The sequence below is a fragment of the Nocardia sp. CC201C genome, assembly GCF_030010695.1.
Classification (GTDB): Bacteria; Actinomycetota; Actinomycetes; order Mycobacteriales; family Mycobacteriaceae; genus Nocardia; species Nocardia otitidiscaviarum.
Map to the genome: position 1 here is coordinate 1 of NZ_JASCXP010000003.1, position 13,295 is coordinate 13,295.

General features: G+C 70.0%; 12 protein-coding genes and 1 pseudogene. 8 read left to right on the forward strand and 5 right to left on the reverse strand.

Annotated elements, in window-relative coordinates; translation table 11 throughout:
- The 6 genes and pseudogenes from QK444_RS00650 to QK444_RS00675 form a co-directional block, all read left to right on the forward strand.
- Window positions 1-201: pseudogene (locus QK444_RS00650) on the forward strand (ESX secretion-associated protein EspG); the annotation flags it as partial.
- Window positions 202-217: 16 nt separating this feature from the next.
- The gene (locus QK444_RS00655) at window positions 218-562 is read left to right on the forward strand and encodes a hypothetical protein (protein ID WP_039809873.1); all 345 of its coding nucleotides are present in this window, start codon (window positions 218-220) and stop codon (window positions 560-562) included.
- Between the two features lie 43 nt (window positions 563-605).
- Complete coding sequence (locus QK444_RS00660) at window positions 606-911, forward strand: hypothetical protein (RefSeq protein ID WP_029923674.1); 306 nt, start codon at window positions 606-608, stop codon at window positions 909-911.
- Between the two features lie 117 nt (window positions 912-1,028).
- Window positions 1,029-1,346 (forward strand): type VII secretion target, encoded by a 318-nt coding sequence (locus QK444_RS00665; protein WP_282776002.1) that lies wholly within the window; start codon window positions 1,029-1,031, stop codon window positions 1,344-1,346.
- On the forward strand, window positions 1,343-2,596 hold the full coding sequence (locus QK444_RS00670) for a hypothetical protein (protein WP_282776004.1): 1,254 nt from the start codon (window positions 1,343-1,345) through the stop codon (window positions 2,594-2,596). Before QK444_RS00665 ends, QK444_RS00670 begins: the two co-directional genes overlap by 4 nt.
- Before the next feature lie 30 nt (window positions 2,597-2,626).
- Entirely contained in the window at window positions 2,627-2,956 is a 330-nt protein-coding gene (locus QK444_RS00675) for a PE family protein (protein WP_195119930.1), read from the forward strand.
- A 91-nt stretch (window positions 2,957-3,047) separates the two neighbouring features.
- On the opposite strand, the gene QK444_RS00680 is transcribed toward QK444_RS00675, so the two are convergent.
- From QK444_RS00680 to QK444_RS00690, 3 genes are read right to left on the reverse strand one after another with little or no spacing between them, the layout of a single operon-like run.
- Entirely contained in the window at window positions 3,048-3,425 is a 378-nt protein-coding gene (locus QK444_RS00680) for a hypothetical protein (protein ID WP_282776008.1), read from the reverse strand.
- On the reverse strand, window positions 3,422-4,549 hold the full coding sequence (locus QK444_RS00685) for a hypothetical protein (RefSeq protein WP_282776010.1): 1,128 nt from the start codon (window positions 4,547-4,549) through the stop codon (window positions 3,422-3,424). Before QK444_RS00685 ends, QK444_RS00680 begins: the two co-directional genes overlap by 4 nt.
- Complete coding sequence (locus QK444_RS00690) at window positions 4,546-10,761, reverse strand: hypothetical protein (protein WP_282776012.1); 6,216 nt, start codon at window positions 10,759-10,761, stop codon at window positions 4,546-4,548. Before QK444_RS00690 ends, QK444_RS00685 begins: the two co-directional genes overlap by 4 nt.
- Window positions 10,762-10,873: 112 nt before the next feature.
- Here QK444_RS00690 and QK444_RS00695 point away from each other — a divergent pair, with 112 nt between their 5' ends.
- Window positions 10,874-11,545 carry a hypothetical protein gene (locus QK444_RS00695; RefSeq protein WP_282776014.1) on the forward strand — a complete coding sequence of 224 codons (672 nt, stop codon included), beginning with the start codon at window positions 10,874-10,876 and terminating at the stop codon, window positions 11,543-11,545.
- Window positions 11,546-11,583: 38 nt separating this feature from the next.
- Window positions 11,584-12,138 (forward strand): hypothetical protein, encoded by a 555-nt coding sequence (locus tag QK444_RS00700; protein WP_282776016.1) that lies wholly within the window; start codon window positions 11,584-11,586, stop codon window positions 12,136-12,138.
- Between the two features lie 223 nt (window positions 12,139-12,361).
- Here the strand turns inward: QK444_RS00700 and QK444_RS00705 are convergent, their stop codons facing one another.
- Together QK444_RS00705 and QK444_RS00710 are read right to left on the reverse strand one after the other, a co-directional pair.
- Window positions 12,362-12,865, reverse strand: coding sequence for a YbaB/EbfC family nucleoid-associated protein (locus QK444_RS00705; RefSeq protein WP_085996344.1), 504 nt, complete (start codon window positions 12,863-12,865; stop codon window positions 12,362-12,364).
- A gap of 8 nt (window positions 12,866-12,873) precedes the next feature.
- Window positions 12,874-13,185, reverse strand: a complete 312-nt coding sequence (locus QK444_RS00710; RefSeq protein ID WP_143982774.1) for a hypothetical protein — start codon at window positions 13,183-13,185, stop codon at window positions 12,874-12,876.
- Between the last annotated feature and the right edge of the window lie 110 nt (window positions 13,186-13,295).

Here is a 13,295-nt window from a genome sequence, read left to right on the forward strand (position 1 = left end):
GTGCAGGGGCGCTCCCGTTTCGGCCCGCGTGGCCTCGCCAGATACCGGCTGGAATGGCGAGACCTGACCGACGACGGCCGATATGTGATCATCGACGAGTACCCGCGAGTAGCCGTCGCCGCCGACCGCGGTCGACTGACGGCCACCCTGCACAACCGGATGGCCGAGGTCATGCTGGTACTCGAAGACGAACACGTGTGAAAGGCTGGACCAGCCAATGGGATACGACCCCGAACCCTTCCCGACCGAGTTCACGGCGTCGTCCCGGACGGGTTCGGTGGTGGTCACCACCACCGAACAGGGCCTGCCGCTCGGCATCGAGGTGGACCGCGACCGACTGCGCGGCGATCTGGGGCCGTTGGCCCGCGAGATCGTACTGCTGTGCCGCCAGGCGGCCAGCCGCGCCGGTATGGAACGGCGCGAACATTTGCGCGCCGCCGGGCTCGCCCCGGAACACCTGGCGCTGACCAGGCTGCCCACCGCCGAGGAGGTGGCGCGCCAGGAGTACGCCGACGAGCAGGACTACGAAGACGAACCGGATAGTTGGTTGCGCCCGGTCTGATCTCCGCGATACACCAGAAGGCAGGGAATGAGAGGGGATTCGCGTGATCGAGTCGATGGACGAGCTGCAGGCGCGGGTGAACGGCCAGCTGAACCGGCTGTTGGATTTGCAGGACGCCATGGTCGCGGTGCGGATGCGGGAAACCTCACCGGACGGCGCGATCACCGTCGAGGTCGACGGCAACGGCGGATTGGTCGACCTGGAACTCGGCACCCCGGTATCTCGGATGTCGCCGGAGGAGTTCGAGCGCGTCCTGGTGGATACCTGCGCCACGGCGGCGGGGCGGGTCTTCGCGGAACGGTCGCGACTGGTGGTGGACTTCAACGATGAAATGGCCACCGGGAAATAACCATTAGGCCGCCAGCTGTTAACCATGCTCGCCGGAAGTTCGTTGAAGATTACCTCGAACTGGCGAATCTTATTCTCGTAGACTACATTTCGAACGTAACTTGTTGACGGGAGCATTATGAGCAATCTCATTGCAACGCCCGACGCGATCCGCGGCTACGGGGATGCTTCTGCCGCCATGGCCGGTGCGGTGCTCGGCGCCGCCAGCACCGACCAAGCCGCCACCATTGCCGCGATCGTGCCCGTCTTCGGCTTGATCGGCCAGGATTTCCTGGCGGCTTTCGCCTATGCGCAGGCCAATCACTTCTCCTCCGCCGCGGAGCTCGCGGCCGTGCACGCCGGTACCGCGGTGGCCGCGTACGAGGCCGCCGGGACCTACGAGGCGGTCGACGCCGCGTCCGGCACCGATTTCCTCAACCTCAGCGCGCAGCTATGAACCCGGTCCCGACCTCCGCGCCGGGACCGCTGGACCCCACCGTGTTGGACGCGCTGCGCGGCACGGCCCTCGGGCCGCTGTTGGACCGGCCGGTCAACTCGATCCTGCAGGATATGGGCCTGCCGCAGCTGCCCGACCTGCCACCGGCCCCGCCGCTGCCCGAACTGCCCCCGCTGCCGCTGATCGACCTGGCCGCGCTCACTCGGCCGCTCACCGATCTGGCTTCCAGCTTCGGTACCGGCCAGCTCGGCGACACCGGCGGACAGGATCCGATACAGGCGCTGTCCGGGGTCGCCAGTGCCCTGCAGCAGGCGATGACGCTCGCCACCAGCATCATGCAGCTGGCGTCTTCGCTGTGGCAGGGTGCCGGCGCGGCCGGCGCCGCCGAGAAGGGGACAGCGGCTGCCTCGGACGCGGCCGAACTCCAGGTACAGGGTGCGCAGCAGAAGACCGTGCTGGCCGGTGCGGCGGGCACGGTCGCGACCGGCGCGGCCAGCATGGCGGCCATCATCACGAAGTACATCACCGCGCTGGCGGCGTCGGCGCCCTTCCTGGTGACACCTCCGGGCCAGATCTTCGTGCTGACACTGACCACCGAGACGGCCGCGGAGGCGACGGCCGTGGTCGCCAAGACCAGGGCCGAGCTGACCGGGCACAGCGCCTCCATGACCGCGGCGGGTGAGAAGGTGAAGGTCACCAACGCCCCGCAGGGCGTGGATCCGATGCAGCATGTATCGCAGCTGCTCGGATTGGTGCAGCCGTTGATGGGGATGGCCACGACCGGTGCGCAGACGGTCAAGCAGTTGCATGACATCAGCCAGCCCACGACGCAGCCCGAGGACGAGCCGCGGACCACCGAGACGGAGCCCGTCGGTCTCGCCACCCCGGAGGCCATGGGTGGACCCGTCGGGGCGGTGGCCGGACTCGGCGCAGCGGGCGCGGGAACGCAGCTGAGCCAGTGGTCCGGGGCCCGCGCCGCCGCCGGTACGACCCCCAGCGCGCCCGCTGCCGTGACCGAATCGACCACCCCGGCCACCCGCACGGTGGGAACGGGCGGTACGGGCATGGTGCCGATGGGTGCGGGCGCCGGACTCGCCGCGCGGGCCGGTGACGCCGACTCCGGCGATCACGAGGTACGCACCCAGCTGGTCACCTCCGAACACGGTGACGCCGTGGTGGGTGATATGGGCAACACCGCGACCCCGGTGGTCGGCGCGGTGGGGACGCAGACTCCGCACGTCGAACGCTGACCCTGTAGGATGCCGTCGAAGGGAGGGACAATGAGCGAATTCAACTTGGGCGCTGTACGTTTCGACAAGGACACGGCACTGTCCGCGGCGGCTGCCCTGGACACGCTGGCGGACAACCTGGAGGCCGCTGTGCGCGCGGAAGCTCCCGTGCTGCCGGTGGCGGCGGCCGGAGCCGACGAGGTCTCCGTGCAGGCGGCCAACACCCTGACCGCGGTCGGCGCATCCTTCACCACCCAGTCCGACCTCGGCATCGTGGAACTGCGCAAACTGGCCGCGGCATTGCGCGATCAGGTGAGCACCTTCACCCGGGTGGAGGCCGACTCCGTCGCCGACTTCTCCGCCATCTCGACGCTGGGCTGAATCCGGCCGGTGTCGAATCCGGACGGTTCGCCGTCGACCGAGCGCACCCCCATCGACCGGCGGGAGTGCGCTCGGTCGGGCGGGCCGCCGCTCACCCGCCGATGACGAGCTCCACCGCGCGGTCCTTGGCGGCCTCGGCCACCTCGCCGATCCGGAATCCGCGGTCCGCCATATGCGCCAGCAGGTCCGGCTCCGGTGGCAGCCCGTATTTGCGCAGATAGTGCGGAACCGATCCGGCCCAGACCCATTCGCCGTCGGTACGGAAGTTCAACGGCACGTCGCGTTCTCGCGGCGCGAACTCGTCCACGTCGAAGCCGCGCGCGGCCAGCACCACGGGAGCCGCCTCCAGATAGGTGAGGACGGCGTCCAAGACGCCGGGGTCCACCGCCACCCGATCGGCGTGCGGGCGGCCGTCGCCGTCGCGCCCGTCGTACACCCGCGCCAGGCGGGGGCTGGATTGCCGACTCATCGGTCCGTTGCCTCCTCGATGAACCGCGCCCATTCGGGCAGCGGACGTCCCTGCTCCACCGCGCGGCGCACCGTGCGCCGTGCGCGCGGCACATCGGGTGCCATGGCGTCGAGCCAGCCGGTGGTGCTGCCCCACATCGCACGGACCCGGCGGGTCCGCTCACCCTCGCCGATCTCCCAGACCGGTGGGTCCTCGTCGACGAGATCGACACCGTCGACGACGTGGTATGTCTGACCCGGATACGCGGCCAGGACGAGCATTCCGGCGGCATCGCGCAGCCCATGGTCCATACCGCCCACCACCTCGAGCACATGGCGTTTCAACGGTCCGTCGATACCGTGGACGCCGAAAGTCATCGGGTGCAGCCAGAATCCGGGGCTTTCCCCGAGCAGCCGCAGCATCGCGCGCACCGCGGTCGGCACCCGTTCCACGCCCTGTGCGGCGGCGAAGCGGTCGATCGCCGCGTCGGACGCGCCGACGACCGAATCCCGGCGCAGTCCCGCCGCGAAGACCCGCTCGACGATTTCGCCGATCCGGGGGTCCGGATCCAGGTCCGGGGGTGTGCCGGCGGTGCGCGGCAGGATGAACCGGGCCCAGGACGGGCGCGGCCGCCCCTCGCGGTCGTACCGTTCCAGCTCCCGGCGCCGGCTTTCGACGAGCGGCTCCATCTCGGTGAACCACGCGGTGGTCGAGTCCCAGCGGCGCACCGCCCGGCCCTCGCCGATCTCCCAGACCGGCGGGTCGTCCAATGCCAGGTCCGCCCCGTCGATCCCGTGGAACAGATAGCCCTGATGCGCCGACAACACCAACATGCCCGCCGGGTCGCGCATCTGCTGCTCGGTCCGGTCGAGGAGCTGGCCGACGACACCGCGCTTCACCGTGTCGTCGATACCGCTCTCGACGCCGAAATCGGTTCCGTCGAACCATAATCCAGGCTCGCCGCCGATCAGCTGGAACACCTCGTGCACGGCGGCGGGAACGTGCGCGACCTGCTGCCGGTCGGCGTATCGCGTGATCTCCGCCGCGGTGGCGCCCCGCACCGAATCCCGACGCAATCCCTGCGCGAGCACCTCCTCGAAGGCGGACCGGATCCGCTCGCGCGCTGCCTGCTGTGATCGAGTCATAACGGATACAACCTATCGAGCGCGAGGTTGACCGCCTCCAACCGGATATTGGGGAACATGCGCTGATACACCTCGAGCAGGTTGGTGCACGAAAAGCAGATCTGGAACCGCTCGGGCATATCGTGCGTCCGAGCGGACGGCAGGTCGATGACCAGTCGCAGGTCACCGGTGATATCCGCGGCGGTGAACGGGGTATGGGCCCGGCCCTCCCGAGTGGCCGCGGCCCCGGCGCGGGCATTGAGCTCGTCGATGGCCAGCTCGATGCGCAGTCGGGTGCGCTGCTCCTCGGCCGCACGGCCCGGCCGCATATCGGGAACGGCCGACTTGTGCACCTCCTGCGCGTCCTGAACGACCTGGTCCACCAGCTCCCAGGGCAGATCGGTGTCGTTCACCAACTCGTGCACCGTGGCGTCCCGGATGGTCCGGGGTGTGTAGGGGGTGCCGTTGGCGGCGGCTTCCCGGGCCGCCTCGCGGTTGTCCTCGACGAGGAACCGGTTGATCTCCAGCCACGTCTTCCGCACCTCGGCGTATTCGGCCTTGGCGGCCGTGTCCACCGCCTGGACGGCCTCGTTCAGCACTCGCTCGACATCCTCGCGGGGCAGGCCGCTGTACTGCTCCAACTGGTGCCGCAGCAGGTCCTCGAACAGTTTCGGTTCGGAGTCGTTGGCGCGGTCGGTGCCCTCGCCCGGGCGCGGCACGCCGGTTTCCGGATCGTAGGAGGTGGCGTGGAAGGTCTCGAAGACGCGCTGGCCCTTGGGCGGTCGGGGCGGTGCGTCCGACGCGGGAGCCCAGTCGTGGGTCACGCCGCTGTAGTTGAAGAAATCGGTGGCGGTGCCGGTTTCGGCGTCACGGTAGCGAGCGGTGGTGAGGGTGCGGTCCAGGGGGCGGCGGACCTCGTCCACGGTGGGGTTCCGCTGGGTCAGTTCCTGGACGGATCCGAAGCCTTCGAGGCGTCGCTCCCGGTTCTCGTCCCGCAATTCGCGGAAGTCCTCGCGCCGCTGCGTCGTGTCCGGGATATCGCGGGCGCGGTCGCGCGCCTGGTCGGGGTCGAGGCCGCGGGGGTCCTCCGGTCGGGTACCGGGTGCGAAACCGTCCGCGGTGGCGGGTGTCGTGGTGCCGTCCGGATGATGGGTCTGCCATAGCCCGTCCGGTGGGATGCGGGGCCGCCGGTTGCCGTCCGGACCGATCTCGGCAGTGGCGGTGTAGACGCGGCCCGCGGAGTCGGTCCAGGCCGGTGCCGTGGGCGCGAGCACGTCCACACCCAGATGCTCGGCCAGTCGGGTGGCGAAGGTGTTCGAACCGGCGTCGCAGCCGATGAGGCGGATGGGAGTGCTTCCGTCCCAACCGGTTCGGCGGAGCAGATCGCCGTACTGTGCGGGTGCGTAGCGGTCGTCGCCGATGCGCGCGTGCCCGTCCGGGGTGATGTGGACGTCGGCGGTGAAGCGATTCGGATCCGGCGGCACCCGGTGGGGCAGGTCGCCGAGGACCGGATCACCGCGATGGTGCGAGACACCGGCGGGAGTCGGCTCGGCGTAGCGCGTGGCGGCGGGCATCGCATCCGCGTCGGTGGATCGGATGTCTTGCGAATTCGCTTGGTCGGCAACCGATTCCGTCGCCTGCGTGCCATCGGGGTGATAGACGATCGCCATGCGGTGGTCGGGGCGCGGCGGCACGAACTGCGCCATCTTTCCGGCGTCGAGCGTATTGCTGGCTCCGGCGTCGATGGTGTAGTCGTAGTCGTCATTGCCCGGAGGGGGGAACTCGGTGCGTTCGGCCAGCTGGAACGGGCCGCCGGTGTCGCCGTAGCGGCGCTGAATCGCCTCCCACAGTTTGTCGCCGTCGATGTGCCCGCGGTCGCCGAGCCGGCCGCCGTTCTCGATCGGCTTCTCCGGCTTCATATCCCATTGCAGCTCGATCCTGCCACCGGGCGCGAGTGTGTTCGCCAGTCCGGCGGCCAGCGCATCGTAGGCGGCATCGGGCAGTTTGGCGCTGACATTGTTGATGTAGATCCGTGCCACGTCGCCGGTGGTGCCGTCGCCGAGTACGTGGCCGCTGAACAGCAGGTCACCGAACACCATGACGGTGCCCGGTTCGGTGAGCGGTCCCGGGTCGAGAATGCCGAGATTGCGGCGGCGCTGCCCGGCCACGGCGAAATCGGAGGCGAGTTCGGTCTTGATGACCAGTCCGGCACCGGATCGGTCGCCGACCGGTGTCATCTCGACGGCGAAGGCGCTGCGGCCGACGCCGACGTCGATGGTGTGCGCACCGGCGACCGCCGCGGGCACGGACGGCCGAGGCTGATGCGGAAGCGGCTGGTTGTCCGGACCGAACACGTTCTGCGCCAAGGGAAGCCGATGTTGTGGTCGTGGCCGCGACAGGATCTCGACCGCGGCGGCGCCGTCGGCCGGATCGTGCACGATCACGGCGAACTCGAGGTTCAGCCCGTTCTCGGTGGCGCCGCGATTGGCCCGGTCGACCTGCCGGAGGAGGTCGCCGAGCGTGGTCTGCGCACCGTCGACGGTGAGCTCGCCCGTGGCCGGATCGAGGACGCCGGTGATGCGGCTCGGACCGATCCCGAAGGCGTCCGCGGCCTCGTGCATGCGGTGGAACGCCGCCGGACCGAGGGCGTCGCGGAAGGTGTCGGGCATGGAGTTGTGGAATTCGTCGATGGCCCGGTGCACGGCCTGGGCTCGATCCGGACCGCTGAGGGTCGGATTGTTGATCGCCTCGTTGATCGGATCGAGTGCGCTCAACAGCTCCGGCGTCTTCACGGTCTTGCGCGCGGGTGCGGCGGCGGGATCGTTGAAGATGGGGTCGAAGACGCGCCGCGCGAGTTCCTCGCGCATGCGCCCGTCGAGCGCGCGCTGCTCCGCCCGCACGACATCGTCGACAAAGTCGCCGCCGAGCAGGTGCCGGAGGCGGTCGAGGTGTGCGGTCGGGTCGAGGTCGGTATTCGGCAGGTTCTGGTCGATGGTCGGTCGTGCGCCGAGCACGTCCCGCAATTCGAGGTCGATGCGCCGCGCGAGTTCGGGATGCCGGTCGGTCAGGTGTTGCCGCACGGTGCCGGCGTGCTCCGGATGGTGGAAGCCGAGCTGGTTCACCAGATCGTTCAGATCGGTTCGCAGCCCCGGGAGTTCGCGCGACCGCGCGGGATCGAAGGTCGCGCGGTCGATCTGCGCGGTGAGCACCCGCAGCTCCGCGAAGCGGCCGTCGAGGTGCGGCGTCTGCTGGGACGGGCGATCAGCGATCGGGTCGATGTCGATCACCGGATCCTGCGACAGCCGGATCTCGGCCAGCTCGTGGGCGACCGCCCGGACGACGTCCTGATCGCGTGTCCGCAGCGAGACGTGCACCTCGTAGCCCGAATCATCGGGACGCGAGGTGAATTCCGCGACCGCGCCGTCGGTGGTGGGGCCGACGGCGACCGTCACGGTCCGGCCGTCGGGCAGCACGAAGTGGCCCTGGTCCCGGTTCCACGCCACGCCCTCGGGCGTGATCAGGCCCAGATTGTTGCCGATCTCCCCGGACAGGCGCTCGGGCGTCAGGTCGGGCTGGCCCTCGGGGCGTGCGCTGCCGTCGAAGTCGCCGACCCGGCTCGCGGTGCCGTGCTCCGGTGAGCGGTTCGGGCCGCGGGTGCCCTGCGGCGTGGCGTCGGAGCCGCTCGGTCCGGGGATCGGCGTCGCGATCGGCACCACCGCTGCGGTGTCGACAGAGGTATCCGGTGAGCTCTGCTCGCGATCGACGGTGGTATCGGCGGACGCGAGCGTGCCGGGTGGTTCGACCCCGGTGCGGCTAGCCTGCATCGGTCCGGTGGTGCCCGGGTACGGGCCGCGATCCGCGCCCGCACGGGTCTCCACACCCGCCGACGGCCGATCGGCATCGGCTGTCGCCGGTGCGAATTGGCTTGGCGCACTGCTACCTCCGTCCAACGGAGGCGCGGTCGGGCCGTTGTCCGGGAGTGTGGCCGACGTCGCGTCGGAGGGTGCGGTCGACGTGGCATCCGAGGGTGTGGTCGGGTTCGCGTGGGAGGGTGTGGGCGACGTGGCATCCGAGGGTGTGGTCGGGCTCGCGTCGGAGGGTGTGGGCGACGTGGCATCCGAGGGTGTGGTCGGGCTTGCGTGGGAGGGTGTGGGCGACGCGGCATCCGAGGGTGTGGTCGGCGTCGCGTCGGAAGGTGTGGGCGACGTCGTGCCCGGGGATGTCGTCGGACTGACGTCCGGGGTCGTGCCCGGCAGCGCGGTCGGGCTGGCGCTCGGCGGTGTAGTCGGGGTCGTGCCCGGGGGTGTGGTCGGACCCGCGTTCGCTGGGGTGACACGGCTCGCGCCGGTCGAGTCCGCACCGCGCGCGCCGCTACCGGACGGGGAGGATGTGGATGCGGTGGTCGACGTCGGTGCCGACGCGGCGGTGCCGGAGGTGCCCGACGTGCTTCCGGCAAGACCGGTCGGTGCGCCACCGAGGGGTGCGGCCGGACCCGCGCCGACGGGTGCTGTCGATGCCGCCCCCGTGTCGGCCGTCGGGGACGTGGATCCCGCATTCGTCGCGGGCGCGTCGATGGCGGAGCGCTGGCCGGGCTGCGATTTCGAATTGTCCGAGGTATCCGAGTTCGAATGGGGGTCGTCGGAAGCGCCCGAGGGCTCGGTTCCGTCGCGAGTCGAGTCCTGTTCACTCGTCGCATGATCCGAGTCGGTCTCGCCGCGCTGCGAGTCCTCGCGACGGTCCGATTCGTCGCGATTCGAGGACGAATCGGAGTCCGATCCGCCCGGCTCGCCGGCGGACTTGTCCCCGGCCCGCGTGCCGTCGTCCGAGGATTCCGAATCGGCGCGGTCGGACCGCCCGCCCGCATCCGCGTCGGCCTCCGAGATCGATCGCCCGGTCTGCCCACCGCCGGGGGATTCGCCCCCCGAACTCGAGGTCTGATCACGGCCGGACCGGGATGCGGAATCGGTGCCGGTAGGGGCGTTCTCACTCGACCCGGCCGGGCGCAGGGATGGACCGTCGCCCGATGTGGTGCTACCGGAGTTCGCCCCCACGTTCGGCGTAGTGCCGCCGGTGGTGCCGGGCTCGCCGTCGGTGCCGGTCGGGCTGGTCGTCGTGTCGGTGCCGGTCGGGCCGGGCGTCGTGTCGGTGCCGGTCGGGCCGGGCGTCGTGTCGGTGCCGGTCGGGCTGGTGGTCGGGTCGGTACCGGTCGGGCCGGGCGTCGTGCCGCCGGGGACCGGCCCGGTGCTGCTGCCATCGCCGATGGTGGAGTCCAGGGGCGCGCCGGAGAAATCGGACTTTCCGCTGAACCCGTAGAGGGCGCTCGGCCCAGCCCCCGACAGCGCACCGCCGGTGAGCGAGCGCGGATCGAAATCCCAGTTGCCGGTGAGGGCGCCGCCACCCAGCCACGCGGCCCCGGCCCCGGCCGTGCCGGCGGTGGCGCCGGTGAGAGCGCCGTTCAACGCACCCTTCCAACCGCCCATATCGGTGGGGAGAAGATGACCAGCACCGAAACCGACGCCGCCGCCCACCCCACCGGCGAAGGCGGAGACGAGGGCGTTGATGCCGACCTTGTTCCAGTCGTAGCCGTCGATACTGCCGGTCTGGTTCTGAATGGCCTGCACCAGCAGCTCTTCGCTGACGCCCTGCACGGTCTCGACCAGCGCCTCCTGGCCGATCTCGTAGACCAGTTTGGGGAGAACACGCTGCAGCACCGGCTTGGTGATGTGCCTGCCCAGGGTGGTCGTGATGCGCAGGGCCAGCCGTTCCGCGAGCTTGCGGAACGTAATCCGAGCCATGGCGAAGATGGTGCCGTGCAGCAGTGGCGCGGCGGGCCCGGCGGCAGCGGCCCAGGCCAGTTCCGCCAGCAGCCAGCCGCCCGCGATGTAGAAACTGAGTTTGGCGGCCTGGAGTTCGTCGCCCATGCCGTCGGCCGCCGCGGCGAGCGAACGGTAGTGCTCGGCGAGTTGTCCGATGGACCCGTGCTCCTCGGACCCCTCACCCTCGCGCAGTGGTTTCAGCCATTCCAGGATCTTGTCGCCGCCGGTACCGTCGGGGTAGGCGTCACCGACACCGCGAACGAGATCGTCCAGATCGTTCAGGAGGGCGTCGACCTCATCCGCGACGGCCTGCAAGTCGCGGCCCATCTGCCACATGAGGTCTTCGTTACCGTGCGGCCAGTCCGCTCCGACCAGCCATTCCAGCCACTCCAGCCATGACGGAAACTGAAGTGCCACACATATCCTCGGACGGTGTCGTGTTGATCTCGGCGAGATCGACTGTGCCACAACGGGTAGGTGAACTCAACATGAACACCGTTAGTGATAGCCTCCCGACGGAGGAGATGGCATGGGCGAGATTCCGGGAGCGCGACAGGAGCTCGACCGCCTGGGTCAGGCCCTGCGTGCGCAGCTCACCGAGCTCGTCGCCCGGCTGACCCCCGAGGCGGCCGATGATCTCTTCATGCCCGCCGAACCCAAGGTCGCCGACTGGCGCGAGCCGGAAGGGTACCGATACTCGGCGATCGTGCGTGGGACGCGCTCGGCGGATCCCGGGAGCGTGCTCGACCGCGCGAGCGAGCTGCTGACCGCCGCCGCGTGGCGCGTTTCCGGACCGGAGGACTCCGACGGGCGCGGCGCCATGGTGCTCACGGGCAGCCGTGACGGCATGACGATCGAGATTCGCGTCTGGGCGGACGCTCCCGGCGTGCTGTACAGCGCGCACACTCCCGCCGTCGCGCTCTACACGCCGGAACCACCGGAAGCGCCCGAGCCGGTCCGCACACCGGATACGGTCACACCCGGCTATGTGCTGTGCTATGAATGCGACGGTCTGGGCTGGTGCCCGACCTGCGGTGGGCAGGGCTGGATCACCGGCGCCGACGGCGACCAGCAGCCGTGCCCGGAGTGCCTGCGGCAGCGGGTCTGCCCCATCTGCCGCGGCGCGGGACAGCTGTACATCACCGACCTGCGACCGGAGGAGCGCGCACGCTACGCGGAGCTGCGCGACGAGCCGCAGTAGGCTGCCCGGTGCCTGGTCGTCAGAGGAGGGGAGTGCCCGTGCCGGATGTCTTGCCGTTGGCGCGGACCAATGCCGAGGCACGGCTGTTCCTGGATCTGCAACCCTGCCCGGAATGCGGTGCGGGCAGCTGCGTCTTCCGCAGCGCGGTGGTGACCGTGGACGGTGTGCTGGCCAGCCGCTATTCCGGCGACTGCGGACAGTGCGGTGCGCATCGGGTGTACGAATTCCGGCTGCCCGACGTGGTGCTGCCGCCGCCCGCCGATTCGGTGCGATTCGGTGCGGAGGATCCTTCGCAGCTGCTGGACCCCGGTGTGTGGCTGTGGTACTCGGATATGTGTGCCCGCCGGGCCCCGGCCGATGGCGCGGGATTGGACGGTCGGGCGCGCCGCACCGCCCGGCACACCCTGGCGACAGCGCTGGCGGCGGTCGACGAGGTGCTGAAATTCCTGCCGCCGAATGAGAACCGGGTGCCCGCGACGGCCTTCTTCTCCGCGGATGGCCGAGCGGTATACGACCGGGAGCCCGGACGCTTCACCAGGGAGCGGCTGACGGCCGTCCGCGATCAGTACGCCGCGACGCTGGTGCGCTGGTAGCGTCGCTGCCTTCTACGCGGGAGCGCCGCTCGTCCGCCGCTGGCCGGGCGGCGATCAAGCGACGCAGCCGTGGCGATCATGCGCGGCAGCCGGATCGAGAGACGTAGCGGTGGTCGAGCTACAGCTGAACTTCACACTGGATCGTGCCCGGCCCGCCGTGGCTCGCGGCGCGCTGCGCGGGTCGCTCGACCGCCGCCGCGTCGATCGACGTTCCGCGTGATCGTCACCAGGACCGGTCGGTCGCACCGGGATTTCCTCGGGAACGCCACTCCTCGTATTCCTCGGCATCGGCGTATGTCGGGGCGTCGGCTTCCCGGTCGAGCCGTTCCCGAGCGTCCGGCGGTGCCATGGACGCGTCGGGGATGGCGGGCCGCTGATCTTCCAGATCGGGCAGTTCCTCGAGCAGTTCCGACAGCTTCGGCATCCTGGCCCGCCGATCCGCCAGCGGCCGCATCAACTCCTCGGTCTTGCGCGCCGCCTCCGCCGCCGCCTTCTGCGCCGCACTCGTGACCGCCTTGGCGATCTCGGCATACGACAACTCGCCGACATCATCGGCGAATCGGGTAGCGATCACCGCACCATCGGCATTGACGGTCACGGTGACCCGTCCGCCACCGGCCGTCGCGGCGGCGGTGAGCCTGGCTCGCTCCTGCGCCGCCGCCCCGATGGCCCGCATCTGCTCGGAGAAACCCTCCAGCAGGGTCGCCGCATCGCCTTCGCCGTACACGCCTCCTCCTAGAACCGGCCGGTATTGCGCTGTTCCATCAGCCGCAGATTCTGCGCGGCCTCGGTGAGCCCCTGCACCAGATTCCCGAACGAGCTGGACAGGTTATCCGTCCCGGTAGCCATATTCCGACTCCCCGCCACGAACCCCTCATCCCCGTCCGCGAACTTGCTCCCGAACTCGTCATCCCCCCACGCGGCCTGCCCCGCCGACACCGCCGCCCGCGCCCGCCCGGCAATCCCGGACAACCGATCCCGAATATCCCCCGCGATATCCGCGACCCCGTCGACCCGGTCCGGATCGACCTCAACCCGCTCAGCCATGGATCCCCTCCGAGGTTCCGGCAGCCGTCCGCTGCGCGCGACAACACAGTGAGATCGACTGTGCCACAGCCGGTTGGTGACCACAATATGAACGGAGGGTGACGCTCCGA

Excerpts from the sequence above, each read along its gene's own strand:
- QK444_RS00655 (WP_039809873.1), top strand. The coding sequence starts at position 218 with ATGGGATACGACCCCGAACCCTTCCCGACCGAGTTCACGGCGTCGTCC.
- QK444_RS00665 (WP_282776002.1), top strand. The coding sequence starts at position 1,029 with ATGAGCAATCTCATTGCAACGCCCGACGCGATCCGCGGCTACGGGGAT.
- QK444_RS00670 (WP_282776004.1), top strand. The coding sequence starts at position 1,343 with ATGAACCCGGTCCCGACCTCCGCGCCGGGACCGCTGGACCCCACCGTG.
- QK444_RS00675 (WP_195119930.1), top strand. The coding sequence starts at position 2,627 with ATGAGCGAATTCAACTTGGGCGCTGTACGTTTCGACAAGGACACGGCA.
- QK444_RS00680 (WP_282776008.1), bottom strand. The coding sequence starts at position 3,425 with ATGAGTCGGCAATCCAGCCCCCGCCTGGCGCGGGTGTACGACGGGCGC.
- QK444_RS00685 (WP_282776010.1), bottom strand. The coding sequence starts at position 4,549 with ATGACTCGATCACAGCAGGCAGCGCGCGAGCGGATCCGGTCCGCCTTC.
- QK444_RS00695 (WP_282776014.1), top strand. The coding sequence starts at position 10,874 with ATGGGCGAGATTCCGGGAGCGCGACAGGAGCTCGACCGCCTGGGTCAG.
- QK444_RS00710 (WP_143982774.1), bottom strand. The coding sequence starts at position 13,185 with ATGGCTGAGCGGGTTGAGGTCGATCCGGACCGGGTCGACGGGGTCGCG.